We start from the raw sequence: 15,388 nt of genomic DNA, 5'->3' as shown, positions 1-15,388 counted from the left end.
AAACCGCACAATAAGGAACGCACTGTGAAGCTGGCCATCGACTCCTACTGCTACCACCGCTACTTCGGCGAGGTGTACCCGCACCTGGAAACCGACCCGGGCCAGCGCATGACCTTGGAAGACTTTATCGAAAAGGCCCGGGGCCACGCCGTGCAAGGTGTGTCGATCGAATCATTCATGCTGGCAGATCGTTCCCCGGCGTACTTGGCGCAACTGCGCGAGCGGCTCCAAGCGGCTCAACTGGAGTTGGTGTGGGCCTGGGGTCACCCTCATGGGCTGGGTTCAGGCAATCGCCCCGAAGCGCTGGCCGAGCTGCTGGAGCATGTGGACATCGGCCGCGCCTTGGGCGCCCGTGTCATGCGCATTTGTGCCGGCGGGCGGCGGACCCGGCCTGAGACCTGGCTTGAACACAAGGCGCGGCTGGTGCCGTTGCTCAAGCAGGCCGCGGACTACGCGCAGGGCCAAGGCATGGTGCTGGCCATGGAAAACCACGTCGACCTGTACGCTGCCGAGGTGCTGGAGTTGCTCGACGCCGTCGCCAGCCCAGCCTTGGGCGTGTGCCTGGACACCGCGAACAATCTGCGCATGCTGGAAGACCCGATGCTGGTCATCGAGCAATTGGCCCCTCATGCCAAGGCCACTCACATCAAGGACATCACCGCCTACCGGGGCAGCCCGCGGGACTTCGGCTTTTGGCCCAGCGTGCCGGTGGGGCAGGGGCTGATCGATATACCGCGTACCTTCGAGCTGCTGCGCGAGCATGGCTTCGACGGGTTACTGGCGCTGGAGCTGGATTACCTGCACCCTGACCACGGGCCGGAGGATGCGGCGATCGCCAAGAGCCTGGCGTATATGCGCGAATGGCTTTGACACCCGTCACACAAGGCCGGCAACACGAATCTTAAAGGTCATGTGGGAGCGAGCTTGCTCGCGAAGCGCCGCGCGGGCGCTTCGCGAGCAAGCTCGCTCCCACATTTGTTGCATCGTGCCGTAGCCTGTGGGGTAGGTGTTGCCTGCCTTGGTAGTTGGCGCATGGCCTGCGCGATGGATAAAAAAAAGGCGCCCGAAGGCGCCTTGAAAATTCACCTCAACCGAGGGAGGCCAGGTGAAGCCGTTCAGATCGGTGCAGCGGTGGTAAGGCGCTGCGTGAACGGAATAGGGTGGGGGCTTACTTGCCCAGCTTGACCCGCGTCCAGCTGCGGGTCATGTAGCGTTGAATCGAGATCGGCAGGTCGGGCACCGCGTACAGGGTGGCCAGTACGTCCTGGGGCGGGTAGGAGCCCGGGTCGTCGCGGATGGCTTCGTCGACCAAGGGCGTGGCCGCCGCGTTCGCGTTGCTGTAGCCCACGCTGTTGGTGATTTCGGCCATGATCTCCGGGCGCATCAAGAAGTTCATGAACTTGTACGCGCCCTCGACGTTGCCGGCGTCCCGCGGGATGGCGACCATGTCGTAGAAACTGCCTGCGCCTTCCTTGGGAATGCTGTACTCGATGTGCGTCTTGCCGCCCACCTCCTGCGCCCGGGCCTTGGCCTGGTAGATGTCGCCCGAATAGCCCACGGCCACGCAGATATTGCCGTTGGCCAGGTCCGAGATGTACTTGGAGGAATGGAAATACGCCACGTAGGGGCGGATTTTCATGAACAGCCCTTCAGCCTCGGCGATCTGCTTTTTGTCCTGCGTGTTCACCGGGTAGCCCAGGTAATGCAGGGCCACCGGCAGCATCTCGGTGGGCGAATCGAGGAAGCTGATGCCACAGCTTTTCAACTTGGCGGCGTTCTCGGGCTTGAACAGCAGGTCCCAGGAATTGACCGGGGCGTCCTTGCCCAGCACGGCCTTGACCTTGTCAGGGTTATAGCCGATGCCGATCGAGCCCCACATGTACGGGAATGCGTGGGCGTTGCCCGGGTCGCTGGCAGCCACGTTGTTGAGCAGCGTGGTGTTCAGGTTTTTCCAGTTGGGCAGCTTGGATTTGTCCAGCGGCTGGTACACCCCGGCCTTGATCTGCTTGGCCAAAAAACTGTTGGACGGCACCACGATGTCGTAGCCCGACTTGCCGGCCAGCAGCCGCGCTTCCAGGGTTTCGTTGCTGTCGAACAAGTCGTAGACCACGCGGATGCCGGTCTCGGCCTCGAACTTCTTCACGGTGTCGGGGGCGATGTAGTCCGACCAGTTGTAAACCCGCAGCACCTGGTCATCAGCCTGGGCGGCAGTGGAAAACAAGCCCAGGAAGGACACGGCCAGGAGGGTCCTGCCAAACGTATTCATGTACAACTCCAATTCTTGTTACAGGTCGGGAAAACGCGGCCGCTTCAGGCGACCGCACCCGCCATTTTTTTCTTTGCAGGTGTTGCCTGTGGGGTATAGGACTCGCTGGCGGTCTGCTCCATGGCTTCTTGCAGGGCCCGCACGCGGTTCTTCTCGGCGCGGCGGCCGAAGTACCACACACCGAAGGTCACGAACGACACGGCCAACAGGATCAGGCTGGCGATGGCACTTGATTTCCGGTTTCACGCCCAGGCGCACCGCCGAGAACACTTCCATCGGCAGGGTGGTGGAGCCCGGCCCCGACACGAAGCTGGCCAACACCAGGTCATCCAGCGACAGGGCGAACGACATCATGCCGCCGGCCGCCAACGAGGGCGCGATCATCGGGATGGTGATCAGGAAGAACACCTTCAAGGGGCGCGCACCCAGGTCCATGGCCGCCTCTTCGATGGACAAATCCAGCTCACGCAGGCGCGCCGACACCACCACCGCCACATAGGCGGCGCAGAACGTGGTGTGGGCGATCCAGATGGTCATCACCCCGCGCTCCTGCGGCCAGCCCAGGGATTGGGCCATGGCTACGAACAGCAGCAACAGCGACAGGCCGGTGATTACTTCGGGCATCACCAGGGGCGCGGTCACCAGGCCGCCGAACAGCGTGCGGCCCTTGAAGCGGGTGACGCGGGTCAGCACGAACGCGGCCAGGGTGCCCAGCACCACTGCGGCGAACGCGGTGTAGCAGGCGATCTCCAGCGAACGGCCCACCGAACCCATCAGTTGCTTGTTGTCCCACAGGCCTGCGTACCAACGCACCGACCAACCGCCCCAGACCGTCACCAGCTTGGAGTCGTTGAACGAATAGATGACCAGGATCACCATGGGCAGGTAGATGAACAGCAGGCCCAGCACCAACATCAGCTTGGAAAACTCGAAACGTTTCATGCGCGCCCCTCCATCTCTTTGGCCTGGCTGCGGTTGAAGAGCAGAATCGGGATAATCAGGATGCCCAGCATGATCACGGCCAACGCCGAGGCCACAGGCCAGTCGCGGTTGTTGAAGAACTCTTGCCACAACACGCGGCCGATCATCAGGGTTTCCGGGCCGCCCAGCAGTTCCGGGATAACGAACTCGCCCACCACCGGGATGAACACCAGCATGCAGCCGGCGATGATGCCGTTCTTGGCCAGCGGCACGGTGATTTTCCAGAAGCTGTTGAAGGTGCTGGAACCCAAGTCCGACGCTGCTTCCAACAGGCTCTGGTCGTGCTTCACCAGGTTGGCGAACAACGGCAGGATCATGAAGGGCAGGTAGGCGTACACCACGCCGATGTACACGGCGGTGTTGGTGTTGAGGATCTCGATCGGGTTTTGGATGATGCCGGTCCACATCAAGAAGGCATTGAGCAGGCCGTTGTTGCTGAGGATGCCCATCCAGGCATACACGCGGATCAGGATCGCCGTCCAGGTCGGCATCATGATCAGCAGCAACAGCACGGTCTGCACTTCTTTCTTGGCCTTTGCAATGGCGTAGGCCATCGGGAAGCCGATCACCAGGCACATCACGGTGCTGAAAAAGGCCACCTTGAGCGAGCCCAGGTAGGCCGACAGGTACAGGTCATCGTCGGCCAGCAGGGTGTAGTTGCCCAGGTTCAACAGCACCTGGAGCTTCTGGTCGACGAAGCTTGCCAGCTCCGTGTACGGCGGAATGGCCAAGGCCGCTTCCGAGAAGCTGATCTTCATCACGATGAAGAACGGCAGCATGAAAAACAGGAACAGCCAGATGAACGGCACGCCGATGACGAGCTTGCGGCCACTGGGGATCAGCCGCTGCAGGGAGTTGAGAGTTTTCATGCGCGCAGTACCACGCCGCTGTCATCCTCCCACCAGACGTACACGGTGTCGTCCCAGGTTGGCCGGGCGCCACGGCGTTCGGCGTTGGCCATGAACGACTGCACCACTTTGCCGCTTGGCAGCTCCACGTAGAACACCGAGTGGCCGCCCAAGTAGGCGATGTCGTGCACCTTGCCCTTGGACCAGTTGTATTCGGCGGTCGGCTGGATCGTACTGACCAGCAGTTTTTCCGGGCGGATGGCGTAGGTGACGGACTTGTCTTCTACCGAGGTGCTGACGCCGTGGCCCACGTAGATCGGTTGGGCCAGGTCCTTGCAGCGGATCACCGCGTGGCCTTCCTGGTCATCGATCACGGTGCCGTCGAAGGCGTTCACGTTGCCGATGAACTCGCACACCATGCGGCTGACCGGGGCTTCGTAGATATCGATCGGGCTGCCGATCTGGGCGATCCAGCCCAGGTGCATGATGGCGATGCGCTGGGCCATGGTCATGGCCTCTTCCTGGTCGTGGGTCACCATCACGCAGGTCACGCCCACGCGTTCGATGATCTCTACCAGTTCCAGCTGCATTTGCGAGCGCAGCTTTTTATCCAGGGCGCCCATAGGTTCGTCGAGCAACAACAGCTTTGGCCGCTTGGCCAGGGAGCGGGCCAGGGCCACGCGCTGGCGCTGGCCACCGGACAGTTGGTGCGGTTTGCGCTTGGCGTACTGGGTCATGTGCACCAGCTTGAGCATCTCTTCGACCCGGGCGTCGATTTCGGCGGCAGCCAGGCGGTCTTGCTTAAGGCCAAAGGCAATGTTCTGCGCCACGGTCATGTGCGGGAACAATGCGTAGCTTTGGAACATCATGTTGATCGGCCGCTCGTAGGGCGGCAGGTCGGTAATGTCGACGCCGTCGAGCAGGATGCGCCCTTCGGTCGGCCGTTCGAAGCCTGCCAGCATGCGCAGGAGTGTGGATTTGCCGGAGCCGGAGCCACCCAGCAGGGCGAAGATCTCGCCTTGATGGATGTCCAGGGACACATCGTCCACGGCAATCGTCTCGTCAAACTTCTTGGTGACCCTATCGATCTTGACCAGCACCTTTTTCGGTTGCGGGTTGCCTTCTAGAGCCTTCCTGTAAATGCTGGAGGCGTTTGCCATGTGAAACTCCCAACAGGTGTTAGCAGCCCGGCCAAATCGGCCGAGCCTAATAGTTGATTTCAAATCCGCAGGGTGCGGACCACTTCAGCGCAGCCATCCTTGCTGCCTAGTGCTGCTTGTTGTTGTCGTGTTAACTCGGTCGAGCAGGCACGCGTTGCGGCGTGTCCTGGTCGGATGACGCGGGTGTGACGGGCTTGGCAGAAAAAATAGGCGTCGTCAGCGTGCGCTGCGTTGCTCGGCGCGTAGCCGGCAGGCATCGCCAAAGGCCTGGAAAATGCGCAAATAGGGCGGGTTGCTCAGCACCTGCCATTCGGGGTGCCATTGCACGCCCAGGGCGAATGCCTTGCTGCCTTCTATAGAAGCTGCTTCCACCAGGCCGTCGCCGGCCAAGGCCTCGACGCGCAAGCCGGGTGCCAGGCGATCGACGCCTTGGTGGTGCAGGGAATTGACCTGGATGACCTGGGGCAGGCCGATGGCTTGGAGCACGCCGCCTGGCTGCACGTCCACGTCGTGGGCGGCGGCATACTGCACCTCAAGGCTTGGGTGGGCGGGCTCGCGGTGGTCCATGTAGCTGCCGGTTTCCCGCACCTTCTGGTGCAGGCTGCCGCCAAAGGCCACGTTCATTTCCTGGAAGCCGCGGCAGATGCCCAGCACCGGAATGCCCGCGGCCACCGCTGCGCGCAGCAGGGGCAGCGTGGTGTGGTCCCGAAGGGGGTCGTGCACGGTGCCAGGCTGGCTGGCCGGGCCCTGGTAATGGAAAGGTTCGACGTTGGACGGCGAGCCGGTAAACAGCAAGCCGTCCAGATGCTCGAGCAGGCCGTCGGTGTCCGACAGTTCGCCCAGCGCCGGGAGAATCACGGGCAGCCCCTGTGCGGCCGTGCACACGGCCTCCAGGTACTTGCTACCGCTGGCGTGCCAGGCATACAGCCCGATCTCTTTGACGCACGCACTTACACCCACCAATGGCTTGATTGCCATTTTTATTCACCTCGAAAAACCACACTTGAACGAGCTTTTCGAGAGCTTAGCCTTGTTGATTTTTTTTAACAACCGTCCTGTAAAAAATTCAGCACGCGGCGTTGAATATCTTTGGTTATTTCATCTTTGCCGGCCTATTTGGCGCCTCCTGATCGGTTGAAAAACCTGATCAAGCCTCGTTTTGGTGCTCTTGACTTCCCCAAGCCTTTCGGATTGACTGGAATAGAGAAGGGCAGTGAACATAATAATTAACAGCAAAGGTGTTTCATCATGGCGGTCTCCCCGCGCGTTGTTCAGCTTAACGAAGCGAACACTTTCCTTAAGCAGCATCCCGAGGTTTTGTACGTCGACCTTCTGATTGCAGACATGAACGGCGTGGTCCGCGGCAAGCGTATCGAGCGCGCCAGCCTGCACAAAGTCTATGAGAAAGGTATCAACCTGCCGGCCTCGCTGTTTGCCCTGGACATCAATGGCGCAACAGTGGAAAGCACCGGCCTGGGCCTGGACATCGGCGATGCCGATCGTATCTGCTATCCCATCCCAGGTACCCTGAGCATGGAGCCCTGGCAGAAACGCCCCACCGCGCAATTGTTGATGACCATGCACGAACTGGAAGGCGAGCCGTTTTTCGCCGACCCGCGCGAGGTGCTGCGCCAGGTGGTCAAGCAATTCGACGACCTGGGCCTGACCATCTGTGCGGCCTTCGAGCTTGAGTTCTACCTCATCGACCAGGACAACGTGAACGGCCGGCCGCAGTCGCCGCGCTCACCCATCTCCGGCAAGCGCCCGGTGTCGACCCAGGTGTACCTGATCGACGACCTGGACGAGTACGTCGACTGCTTGCAAGACATCCTTGAAGGCGCCAAAGAGCAGGGTATCCCTGCCGACGCCATCGTCAAGGAAAGTGCCCCGGCCCAGTTCGAAGTGAACCTGCACCACGTCGCCGACCCGATCAAGGCCTGCGACTACGCAGTGTTGCTCAAGCGCCTGATCAAGAACATCGCCTACGACCATGAGATGGACACCACGTTCATGGCCAAGCCGTACCCGGGGCAAGCGGGCAACGGCCTGCACGTGCACATCTCGATCCTGGACAAAAGCGGCAAGAACATCTTTACCAGTGAAGACCCCGAACAGAACGCAGCCCTGCGCCATGCGATCGGCGGCGTGCTGCAAACCCTGCCGGCATCCATGGCCTTCCTGTGCCCCAACGTCAACTCGTACCGGCGCTTTGGTGCGCAGTTCTACGTGCCCAACTCGCCGAGCTGGGGCATCGATAACCGCACGGTAGCGGTGCGCGTGCCGACAGGCTCGGCGGACTCGGTGCGCATCGAACACCGCGTGGCCGGTGCCGACGCCAACCCCTACCTGCTGCTGGCATCGGTGCTTGCCGGCGTGCATCACGGCCTGACGAACCAGATCGAGCCGGGTGCACCGGTGGAAGGCAACTCCTACGAGCAGAACGAGCAAAGCCTGCCCAACAACCTGCGTGATGCCCTGCGCGAGTTGGATGACAGCGAAATTCTGGCGCGCTACATCGACCCCAAGTACACCGATGTGTTTGTCGCCTGCAAGGAAAGCGAGCTGGCCGAGTTCGAAAACTCGATTTCGGACCTGGAATACAACTGGTACCTGCACACCGTTTGACGTCAACCCCCTTTTATATTCGAGTGTATTGCCATGAGCACAACCCGTAGCGACTGGGAACAGCTGTACCAGTCCCTTACCCTGGAAGGCCGCGCGTTCATCGACGGCCAGTACGTGCCCGCTGCCAGCGGCGCCACCTTTGAATGCCTGAGCCCGGTGGACGGACGCTTCCTGGCGAACGTGGCCAGCACCGACGAAGCCGATGCCAATGCGGCCGTCAGCGCCGCGCGCCGCGCGTTCGAATCCGGCGTGTGGTCGGGCCTGGCACCTGCACAGCGCAAACGCACGCTGATCCGTTTCGCCGACTTGATCCTGGCCAACCAGGAAGAGCTGGCGCTGCTGGAAACCCTGGACATGGGCAAGCCGATCAGCGACGCCCTGGCCATCGACGTGCCCGCCGCCGCCAACGCGATCCGCTGGAGCGCCGAGGCCATCGACAAGATCTACGACGAAGTGGCACCCACCCCGCACGACCAATTGGGTTTGATCACCCGTGAGCCGGTGGGCGTGGTCGCGGCCATCGTGCCGTGGAACTTCCCCCTGATCATGGCCAGCTGGAAGTTCGCCCCGGCCCTGGCGGCTGGCAACTCGTTCATCCTCAAGCCATCGGAAAAGTCCCCGCTCACGGCGATCCGCATCGCCCAATTGGCCTTGCAAGCCGGCATCCCCAAAGGCGTGTTCAACGTGCTGCCCGGCTACGGCCACACCGTGGGCAAGGCCCTGGCCCTGCACATGGACGTCGACACCTTGGCCTTCACCGGCTCCACCGCGATTGCCAAGCAACTGCTGATTTATGCAGGCCAAAGCAACATGAAGCGGGTGTGGATGGAGGCGGGCGGCAAGAGCGCCAACGTGGTGTTCGCCGATGCACCGGATTTGCAAGCCGCAGCCCAAGCGGCCGCGGGCGCCATCGCCTTCAACCAGGGCGAAGTCTGCACCGCCGGCTCGCGCCTGCTGGTGGAGCGCTCTATCCGTGACACCTTCATCCCCCTGGTGGTGGAGGCGCTCAAGGCCTGGAAGCCGGGGCATGCCCTGGACCCTGCGACCAACGTCGGCGCCATCGTCGATGCGCGCCAGCTGGAAAACGTGCTGCGCTACATCCAGATTGGCAAGGACCAGGGCGCGCACTTGCTCGCCGGCGGCAACCGTACCCTGCAAGACACCGGCGGCTTGTACCTGGAGCCGGCGATCTTTGACGGCGTGGACAACGCCATGACCATCGCCGCCGAAGAGATTTTTGGCCCGGTGCTCTCGGTGATCACCTTCGACAGCACCGAGCAGGCCCTGCACATCGCCAACGACAGCATCTTCGGCCTGGCCGCAGGCGTGTGGACCCGCGACTTGAGCAAGGCCCACACCTTCGCCCGTGGCCTGCGTGCCGGCAGCGTCTGGGTCAACCAATACGACGGCGGCGACATGACCGCGCCGTTCGGTGGTTTCAAGCAGTCGGGCAATGGCCGGGACAAGTCCCTGCATGCGTTCGACAAGTACACCGAACTCAAGGCCACCTGGATCAAACTGTAACCACACCAATAAGAACAGGGCGGCCCCGATAGCCGCCCAGGACGTGACTCATGCAACCTTATGTAAACAGCTACTACGCCGACACCCGCAACAGCGGCCGTGAATTCCCTATTTTGGACCAGGTAGTCGAAACCGATGTGTGCATCATCGGCGCCGGCTACACGGGCCTGTCATCGGCACTGTTCTTGAGCGAGGCCGGCTACCGCGTCACGGTACTGGAGGCGGCCAAGGTCGGCTTCGGCGCCAGCGGTCGCAATGGCGGCCAACTGGTCAACAGCTACAGCCGCGACGTCGACGTGATCGAGGCCCGCTATGGTGCCCGCACCGCCGAAGTGCTGGGCAGCATGATCTTTGAAGGCGGCGACATCATCCGCGAGCGCATTGCCCAGTACGGTATCGAATGCGACTACCGCCAGGGCGGAATCTTCGCCGCGCTGAACCCCAAGCAACTGCGCGGCCTGGCCGAACAGAAGCGTGGCTGGGAGCGTTACGGCAACGATCAATTGCACATGCTCGATGCCACCGACATCGCAGGCCAAATCGGTTCCGATGCGTACGTGGGTGGCTTGCTGGACAAGTCCGGCGGGCACATCCACCCCCTGAACCTGGCGCTGGGTGAGGCGGCGGCCGTGATCAAGCTGGGTGGGCGCATCTACGAGCAATCGGGCGCGGTGGACATTCGCTATGGCGAACCGATCGTGGTCAGCACCGCCAAAGGCCAGGTGCGCGCCAAGTACCTGCTGATCGCCGGCAACGCTTACCTGAATAAGGACCTGGACACGCGGGTCACCAGCAAGAGCATGCCCTGCGGTTCGCAGATCGTGGTCACCGAGCCGTTGTCTGAAAAGGTCGCGCGTGAGCTGATCACAAACAACTACTGCGTGGAAGACTGTAACTACCTGCTGGACTACTACCGCCTGACCGCCGACAACCGCCTGCTGTATGGCGGTGGCGTGGTGTACGGCGCGCGCGAGCCCGATGACATCGAGCAGTTGATCTTGCCCAAGATCCTCAAGACCTTCCCGCAGCTCAAGGGCGTGAAGATCGACTACCGCTGGACCGGCAATTTCTTGCTGACCATGTCGCGCATGCCGCAGTTTGGTCGCGTGGAAAAGAACGCCTATTACATGCAAGGCTACAGCGGCCACGGCGTGACCTGCTCGCACCTGGCCGGCAAGCTGATTTCGGAGATGATCCGCGGCGACGCCGAGCGCTTCGAGGCCTTCGCCTCGCTACCGCACATGCCGATGCTGGGCGGGCGCACGTTCCAAGCGCCGCTCACGGCCATGGGCGCGGCGTATTACGCCCTGCGGGATCGCTTCGGGGTATAAACCGCGGCGAGCCTGCTGTCGGAGCGGATTTATCCGCGAAAAGAACAACACGGTCATCCAGCCATACCGTGGCGATCTTCGCGGATAAATGCGCTCCTACACCGGGGCCAAAACCCACGTGCCGGATCAAACATGATTTAATACTCAACGCTAAAAATCCCATTGAGTATTTTTCATATAAGGCTGACATGGACACGGGGACTCGACTCAAACTAGTGCGCGAAAGCTACCAGCTTTCCCAGCGTGAGCTGGCCAGGCGCAGCGGCGTCACCAATGCCACCATTTCCCTTATCGAACAGAACCGCGTCAGCCCCTCGGTCAGCTCCCTGAAAAAGCTGCTCGAAGGCATACCCATGTCGCTGGCGGATTTCTTCACCTTCGACGAACCGCCCCGCGAAGAAAGCTATATTTTCCGTAGCGCCGAGCAGCCTGACCTGGGCCGTCATGGCCTGCGCCTGCTGTTGGTGGGCGCCACTGTGCCCGGCCGGCAGATGCGCTTTTTGCGCGAGCAATACGCCCCCGGCGCAAGCTCCGGCGAAGAGCCGATCGTGCACAGCGAAGGCGAGGAGTGCGGGTTGGTCACGCGCGGTACCATCGAGCTGACCATCGATGGCCAGGTGAACATTCTGAACGCGGGCGATGGGTATTACTTCCCGACCACCTTGGCGCACCGGTTCCAGAACATCGGCCAGGACGAGGCCGAGATCATCAGCGCCAATACCCCGGCGAACTTCTAAGCCCGGCGCTGTTCTTTTCGTGATCTATCAAGGCACCGGTGTCAGCACCGGTTGCCCGGCGAAATGCGCCGCCAGGTTGTCCAGCACCAGGCGCAGCGTCGCCGCCACCGCCTCCGGCGAACGGCCGGCGATGTGCGGGGTCAGGATCACGTTGTTCAGTGCCTTAAGCTCGGTCGGGATGTCAGGCTCACCCTCGACCACATCCAACGCTGCCCCCGCCATTTCCTTGCGCTGCAAGGCCGCAATCAGCGCCTGGGTATCCACCACGCTGCCGCGCGCGATATTGATCAAAAACCCTTCGGGCCCCAACGCGCGCAGCACGCTGGCATCGATCAAGTGCCGGGTGCCTGTGCCACCGGGCGTGGCCACCACCAGAAAGTCGCACCACTGGGCCAGTTCCACCAGGGTGGGGCAGTAGCGGTAATGGCAGCCTTCTACCGGCAAGCGGTTGTGATAGGCCACCGCCATATCAAACCCCTGTGCACCGCGACGGGCGATCTGCTGGCCGATGTTGCCCAACCCCAGGATGCCCAGGCGCTTGCCGGAAATCATCGGGCGCGGTTGCCGCGCGCCATTCCACTCGCCACGGCGCACCGCGGCGTCGGCCTGGGGAATGCCCCGGGCCGCCGACATCAACAGGGTCATGGCGTGGTCGGCCACGCTGGCGTCGTTGGTGCCCGGGCCATGGGTGACGACGACGCCACGGGCCTGGGCGGCATGCACGTCAATCTGCTCGAAGCCTGCGCCCATGGCGCAGATGATTTCCAACTGCGCCATGGCCACCATCTCGGCGGCCGCAAGGCCGGTCGAACCGTTGGTCAGCACGGCGCTGATCTGCGCGCCCTGCGCCTTGATCGTCGCCTCCCGTGCAGCGCGGGTGGTGGCCAGGTGCAGTGCAAAGCCTGCGCCCGTCAGTTGCGCCAAGGCTTCAGGCGCCAGTTCGATCAGCACCAACAACGGGATGGCCATCGCAACGCTCCGGTGAGTTCAACGCTTAGGCGGCAAAACTGTACGGCCCGCCCTTTTTCAGCGCCGCCTGGTAGGCAGGGCGCGCCTGCAACCGTTTGACCCACGCCGCAAGGTGAGGGTAGGGGCCCAGTTTGCCCTGAGCCCGGGCAATTTCGCCAATGAAACTCATCTGGATATCCGCCGCGCTCAGTTCATCGCCCAGCAAGTAGTCGCGGTTGCTCAGGGCGGTGTCCAGGTAGCCCAGGTAATTGGCCACCTCCGAGTCGATGCGCGGCTGCAGCGGGGCACCGGCCGGGCCCAGGCGGCCGACGTAGAGGTTGAGCATCAGCGGCAGCATGGCCGAGCCCTCGGCAAAATGCAGCCATTGCACGTAGTCATCATAGGCGTCGCTGCCAGGCCCAGGTTGCAGGGCACCCTGCCCATGGCGGCGGATGACGTAGTCGATGATTGCCGCCGATTCGATCAGCGTGCGCTCGCCGTCTTGCAACACCGGCGACTTGCCCAGTGCATTGATCGCTTTGAGTTCGGGCGGCGCCAGGTTGGTCTGGGGGTTGCGCTGGTAGGTCTGCAGCGCATAAGGGATCGACAATTCCTCCAGCAGCCACAGAATTCGTTGCGAGCGCGAGTTGTTCAGGTGGTGGACGATCAGCATGGTCAGGTCCTTTGTACGGGCAGGAATACGTTAGGCGCCTGCGAATGAAACATGTTCAATCGCATGGCCGGTTCTTTTTGTCTGAAAAGTGTCTGAAAATCCACAGAAATGACACGTGCCAGTGGGCAGGCAGGGGTAAAAGTGCTTAAGCTTTCGCACAATGCTGGATCCAGGAGGCGAAAGGAATGTCAGCCGCAGAATTTTCCGACCTGATTGGTCTCAAGGCCCAGGCCTTTTCCGAGAGCGGCACCATCGAGCGCGTGCTGAATGCCTTGCGCAAGCACCTGAAGATGGATGTTGCCTTCGTTTCCCATTTTCGTGCCCAAGACCGCGTGTTCACCCACGTGGACGCGGCCGACCCTTCGCCCATCAAACAGGGTGACGTGTTGTCGCTGGACGTCGGCTACTGCCAGCGTGTGGTGGACGGCCGCCTGCCGGGGTTGATCGCCAATACCGCCGACGTGCCGTTGGCCATGAGCCTGCCGGAAACCGTGGCGCTGCCCATCGGTTCGCACATGAGCGTGCCGATCTACCTGAGCAACGGCAACCTCTACGGCACGTTCTGCTGTTTTGGCTACCAGGCCGACAGCAGCCTTAGTGAGCGCGACATGCAGGTGATGAAGGTGTTCGCCGAGCTGATCACCGACCAGATCGAAAGCGACTTGCGCCGGGTTCAGGATCGGGTGCGCAAGCACCGGCGCATTTCCGAGGTACTGGGCAGCGCTCAGCCGGCCATCGTCTACCAGCCGATCTTCGATGCCCGCACCTTGGCGGTGTCGGGCTGGGAGTGCCTGTCGCGCTTTACCAGCGAACCCATGCGCAGCCCCGACAAATGGTTTGAAGACGCTGCCGAAGCCGGCCTTGGGGTTGACCTGGAGTGCCGGGCCATCGAGCAGGCGCTGATTGGCCTGGCGACGTTGCCGGCGCACACCTACATGACGCTGAACTGCTCGCCGCAGCTGATCTTCAGTGGCCGCCTGGACGCCCTGCTGCAAGGCCACCCGGTCAATCGGCTGGTGCTGGAAATCACCGAGCATGCGGTGGTGTCCGATTACGTGCGCTTGCAGCATTCCCTGGAAGGCCTGCGCCGCAGCGGCGTGCAACTGGCGATCGACGACGCCGGTGCCGGCTATGCCAGCATGCGCCATATCCTGTTGCTCAACCCCGACATGATCAAGCTGGACATGAGCCTTACCCGGGGCATCGATCGCGACTCCAAGCTACGGGCCATGGCCTCGGCGATCATTGCCTTTGCCGCGCAAACCGGCAGCACGGTGGTGGCCGAAGGCGTGGAGACCGAGTCCGAACTTGAGGCGCTGCGCTCGCTGGGTGCCTCCAAGGTGCAGGGCTACCTGCTGGGGCGGCCGATGACATTGGCCGATGCTCAACAATTGACTGCCGCAAGCCTGGTGACATGAGTTGAGTGCAAGCCGCCGTAGCCTTCTGAAATCCATCGCCGCGCTGCCAGTGCTCGCTGTTTGCCCCACCTGGGCGCAGGCCGCAGAGCCTTGGCAGGCCCGCTTTGCGCAACTTGAAACCACCTTGGGCGGTCGCCTGGGTGTTTTTGCCCTCGATACGGCCACCGGTCGGCAACTGGCTTACCGTGCTCAAGAGCGCTTTGCGTTTTGCAGCACGTTCAAGTTGCTGTTGGCCTCGGCCATCTTGAAACGCAGTGAGCAAGACCGCGACCTGTTGCAACAGCGCCTGCGGTATAGCCAAAGCGAGGTGGTCAATTACTCCCCTGTCAGCGAAAAGCATGTCGGCGACGGCATGACGGTGGCCGACCTGTGTGCCGCAGCCCTGCAGTACAGCGACAACACCGCTGCCAATGTACTGATCAAGCACGTGGGCGGCCTTGCAGCCGTGAACGACTTTGCCCACGGCAACGGCGCGCCGAGCTTTCGCCTCGACCGCTGGGAAACGGCCCTCAACAGCGCCATCCCCGGTGACCTGCGCGACACCGTTGCGCCGCAGGACATGGCGCGCGCCCTACGGCATTTGGCCGTGGGCGATGGCCTGGCAAGGGCGCAACGCGTGCAGTTATGTGAGTGGCTAAAGGGCAACACCACGGGGGCTACGCGGATTCGCGCGGGCGTGCCGGCAGGCTGGGGCGTGGGCGACAAGACCGGTTCTGGCGACTATGGCAGTGCCAACGACCTGGCAGTGATCTGGCCGCCAGGCCGGGCGCCGTTGGTGTTGGCGGTGTACACCACCCGGCATGACAAGCAAGGTGAGTACCGCAGCGACGTGATTGCCGCGGCGGCAGCCATCGTGGTGCAGTGGCTGGGCTGAACG

Annotated in this window: 13 protein-coding genes and 1 pseudogene; 7 read left to right on the top strand and 7 right to left on the bottom strand. The window is 62.3% G+C overall.

Annotated features, from left to right (window positions below):
• Positions 1–24 precede the first annotated feature (24 nt).
• Positions 25–870 (top strand): sugar phosphate isomerase/epimerase family protein, encoded by an 846-nt coding sequence (locus L9B60_RS28735; RefSeq protein WP_249674487.1) that lies wholly within the window; start codon positions 25–27, stop codon positions 868–870.
• 298 nt (positions 871–1,168) lie between these two features.
• Here L9B60_RS28735 and L9B60_RS28730 read toward each other — a convergent pair whose 3' ends face one another.
• The 5 genes and pseudogenes from L9B60_RS28730 to L9B60_RS28710 form a co-directional block, all read right to left on the bottom strand.
• Entirely contained in the window at positions 1,169–2,266 is a 1,098-nt protein-coding gene (locus L9B60_RS28730; protein WP_249674485.1) for a polyamine ABC transporter substrate-binding protein, read from the bottom strand.
• A gap of 44 nt (positions 2,267–2,310) precedes the next feature.
• A pseudogene (locus tag L9B60_RS28725) lies at positions 2,311–3,208 on the bottom strand (ABC transporter permease subunit).
• Positions 3,205–4,086 carry an ABC transporter permease subunit gene (locus L9B60_RS28720; RefSeq protein WP_249680205.1) on the bottom strand — a complete coding sequence of 294 codons (882 nt, stop codon included), beginning with the start codon at positions 4,084–4,086 and terminating at the stop codon, positions 3,205–3,207. The pseudogene L9B60_RS28725 and the gene L9B60_RS28720 overlap by 4 nt, the downstream one beginning before the upstream one ends.
• A gap of 26 nt (positions 4,087–4,112) precedes the next feature.
• Entirely contained in the window at positions 4,113–5,255 is a 1,143-nt protein-coding gene (locus L9B60_RS28715; RefSeq protein ID WP_249674483.1) for an ABC transporter ATP-binding protein, read from the bottom strand.
• A 216-nt stretch (positions 5,256–5,471) separates the two neighbouring features.
• A complete protein-coding gene (locus L9B60_RS28710; RefSeq protein WP_249674482.1) occupies positions 5,472–6,233 on the bottom strand; it encodes a gamma-glutamyl-gamma-aminobutyrate hydrolase family protein in 762 nt (253 codons plus the stop codon).
• 270 nt (positions 6,234–6,503) lie between these two features.
• On the opposite strand from L9B60_RS28710, the gene L9B60_RS28705 reads away from it, so the two are divergent.
• The 4 genes from L9B60_RS28705 (at position 6,504) to L9B60_RS28690 (ending at position 11,472) form a co-directional block, all read left to right on the top strand.
• Positions 6,504–7,880 carry a glutamine synthetase family protein gene (locus tag L9B60_RS28705; protein WP_249674480.1) on the top strand — a complete coding sequence of 459 codons (1,377 nt, stop codon included), beginning with the start codon at positions 6,504–6,506 and terminating at the stop codon, positions 7,878–7,880.
• 33 nt (positions 7,881–7,913) lie between these two features.
• Entirely contained in the window at positions 7,914–9,404 is a 1,491-nt protein-coding gene (locus L9B60_RS28700; RefSeq protein ID WP_249674478.1) for an aldehyde dehydrogenase, read from the top strand.
• A 50-nt stretch (positions 9,405–9,454) separates the two neighbouring features.
• Positions 9,455–10,735, top strand: coding sequence for an NAD(P)/FAD-dependent oxidoreductase (locus L9B60_RS28695; RefSeq protein WP_249674477.1), 1,281 nt, complete (start codon positions 9,455–9,457; stop codon positions 10,733–10,735).
• Positions 10,736–10,923: 188 nt separating this feature from the next.
• Positions 10,924–11,472: a cupin domain-containing protein gene (locus tag L9B60_RS28690; protein WP_249674476.1), complete on the top strand. Its 549-nt coding sequence runs from the start codon at positions 10,924–10,926 to the stop codon at positions 11,470–11,472.
• A gap of 27 nt (positions 11,473–11,499) precedes the next feature.
• Here L9B60_RS28690 and L9B60_RS28685 read toward each other — a convergent pair whose 3' ends face one another.
• Together L9B60_RS28685 and L9B60_RS28680 are read right to left on the bottom strand one after the other, a co-directional pair.
• On the bottom strand, positions 11,500–12,441 hold the full coding sequence (locus L9B60_RS28685; RefSeq protein ID WP_249674474.1) for a 2-hydroxyacid dehydrogenase: 942 nt from the start codon (positions 12,439–12,441) through the stop codon (positions 11,500–11,502).
• A 25-nt stretch (positions 12,442–12,466) separates the two neighbouring features.
• Positions 12,467–13,093, bottom strand: coding sequence for a glutathione S-transferase family protein (locus L9B60_RS28680; protein ID WP_249674472.1), 627 nt, complete (start codon positions 13,091–13,093; stop codon positions 12,467–12,469).
• Between the two features lie 185 nt (positions 13,094–13,278).
• On the opposite strand from L9B60_RS28680, the gene L9B60_RS28675 reads away from it, so the two are divergent.
• Together L9B60_RS28675 and bla are read left to right on the top strand one after the other, a co-directional pair.
• The gene (locus L9B60_RS28675) at positions 13,279–14,511 is read left to right on the top strand and encodes a sensor domain-containing phosphodiesterase (protein ID WP_249674471.1); all 1,233 of its coding nucleotides are present in this window, start codon (positions 13,279–13,281) and stop codon (positions 14,509–14,511) included.
• A 1-nt stretch (position 14,512) separates the two neighbouring features.
• Positions 14,513–15,385 (top strand): class A beta-lactamase, encoded by an 873-nt coding sequence (gene bla, locus L9B60_RS28670; RefSeq protein ID WP_438866032.1) that lies wholly within the window; start codon positions 14,513–14,515, stop codon positions 15,383–15,385.
• Positions 15,386–15,388: the final 3 nt, after the last annotated feature.

Origin of the sequence: Pseudomonas abieticivorans (assembly GCF_023509015.1) — a bacterium.
Taxonomy (GTDB): domain Bacteria; phylum Pseudomonadota; class Gammaproteobacteria; order Pseudomonadales; family Pseudomonadaceae; genus Aquipseudomonas; species Aquipseudomonas abieticivorans.
The sequence above is the reverse complement of the archived record's forward strand: the minus strand, read 5'-3'. Positions and strand labels throughout refer to the sequence as shown.

What these genes read in the sequence shown, in the direction of transcription:
- L9B60_RS28730 (WP_249674485.1), bottom strand. Translation starts at nt 2,266, where the DNA reads ATGAATACGTTTGGCAGGACCCTCCTGGCCGTGTCCTTCCTGGGCTTG.
- L9B60_RS28715 (WP_249674483.1), bottom strand. Translation starts at nt 5,255, where the DNA reads ATGGCAAACGCCTCCAGCATTTACAGGAAGGCTCTAGAAGGCAACCCG.
- L9B60_RS28710 (WP_249674482.1), bottom strand. Translation starts at nt 6,233, where the DNA reads ATGGCAATCAAGCCATTGGTGGGTGTAAGTGCGTGCGTCAAAGAGATC.
- L9B60_RS28705 (WP_249674480.1), top strand. Translation starts at nt 6,504, where the DNA reads ATGGCGGTCTCCCCGCGCGTTGTTCAGCTTAACGAAGCGAACACTTTC.
- L9B60_RS28700 (WP_249674478.1), top strand. Translation starts at nt 7,914, where the DNA reads ATGAGCACAACCCGTAGCGACTGGGAACAGCTGTACCAGTCCCTTACC.
- L9B60_RS28695 (WP_249674477.1), top strand. Translation starts at nt 9,455, where the DNA reads ATGCAACCTTATGTAAACAGCTACTACGCCGACACCCGCAACAGCGGC.
- L9B60_RS28690 (WP_249674476.1), top strand. Translation starts at nt 10,924, where the DNA reads ATGGACACGGGGACTCGACTCAAACTAGTGCGCGAAAGCTACCAGCTT.
- L9B60_RS28685 (WP_249674474.1), bottom strand. Translation starts at nt 12,441, where the DNA reads ATGGCCATCCCGTTGTTGGTGCTGATCGAACTGGCGCCTGAAGCCTTG.
- L9B60_RS28680 (WP_249674472.1), bottom strand. Translation starts at nt 13,093, where the DNA reads ATGCTGATCGTCCACCACCTGAACAACTCGCGCTCGCAACGAATTCTG.
- L9B60_RS28675 (WP_249674471.1), top strand. Translation starts at nt 13,279, where the DNA reads ATGTCAGCCGCAGAATTTTCCGACCTGATTGGTCTCAAGGCCCAGGCC.